The 1,043-nt window shown below is 62.4% G+C and carries 1 protein-coding gene; it reads left to right on the top strand.

All coding sequences use genetic code 11. The features are described from left to right. Positions 1-408 precede the first annotated feature (408 nt). Positions 409-891 carry a putative copper homeostasis (lipo)protein LpqS gene (gene lpqS, locus AC5Y5O_RS32055; protein WP_500028752.1) on the top strand — a complete coding sequence of 161 codons (483 nt, stop codon included), beginning with the start codon at positions 409-411 and terminating at the stop codon, positions 889-891. The last annotated feature ends 152 nt before the right edge of the window (positions 892-1,043 follow it).

Raw genomic sequence — 1,043 nt, 5'->3', positions numbered from 1 at the left:
AGTGCTCGCCACCAGCGCTCTTTTGATTTCCACGCCGCCCCCCAGCGGCCAAGCACACCTCACAGAGCCGCAGCCCGCGTCGCCACCCCGCCATGAGCCGGTGGTCCCTGTCGCACCTAGCCCGACCGCCGACGCTCCGCGGAAACCGCCCGCCAGCACGATCGCCCCCTGCACGAAACCATTCTGTGGGCCCGGTCTGACGGTTAGGCGAGAAACTTCCCATCGACGTCGATCCGGCGTAACCGGTCCTAGCTAGCGACCGCCGACGTCGAATCGGAGTGGTCGATGCGCAGCGTATGGCACACCTGTTGGGGTAGCTGAGTTCAGGGTGTGACGACCGATCGGCTGATTTGCACGTCGGATTAGCGCCCAGTTAGATCCAATGCGCCGCAGGAATGTTCACTCAAGATGGCGAGTCGTGTCTGTTGCATACCCCCCGGGGGTGATATTATCACCACCATCATGACTTCCCGGGGAGCCCGCTTTCGGCTGTGGCTGCGCTATGTAAGCGCAGTCGCTGTGCTCTTTTGGGCGGTGAGCCTCGGCGCTGGGTGCCACTTCGTTCATATGACTAGCGCGGCGCCGGCGGTGGCGTCCACGTCGCCAACCCAGGCAGGCCACGAAACGAGCGGCGTCACGGCGTCCCAGGTGTCGAACGCGCACGCATCGACGCCGATCGTCGGCGGATGCCTACTCATACTTCGGACGTCACCGACAACGGACGCGGCTGGGCTTGTCCTCGCTGCCGCAGTCGCGGCTTTGGCTGGCGTAATGGCAGGGTCAGCCATACCGCCTACGCGCGGACCGCCTCCTTCTTTTCACGCCTTAAACGCCATTAGAGGCCGTTCGGGCCGAAGTATTTTGATCCAATTCTGTACCGCTCGTATCTGATAGGTCAGCCCTCAAGCTGTTGCGCTGAATGCTTCGGCTCGTTGGTGTTGTCCGAATCCGTCGCCGCGCAGATCGCGGCGTTGAAACAGAAACGAGAAATTCATGAGTTTTGTCGCGTCTAGCTTCCAGGGTCAAGCAGCGGCGAGAGCCGG

This window comes from Mycobacterium sp. NGS40 (assembly GCF_059812735.1).
This window is presented reverse-complemented; position numbering and strand designations above follow the sequence as displayed.

Bases quoted from the DNA above. Each gene is read 5' to 3' on its own strand.
- lpqS (WP_500028752.1), top strand. From the start codon at position 409: ATGGCGAGTCGTGTCTGTTGCATACCCCCCGGGGGTGATATTATCACC.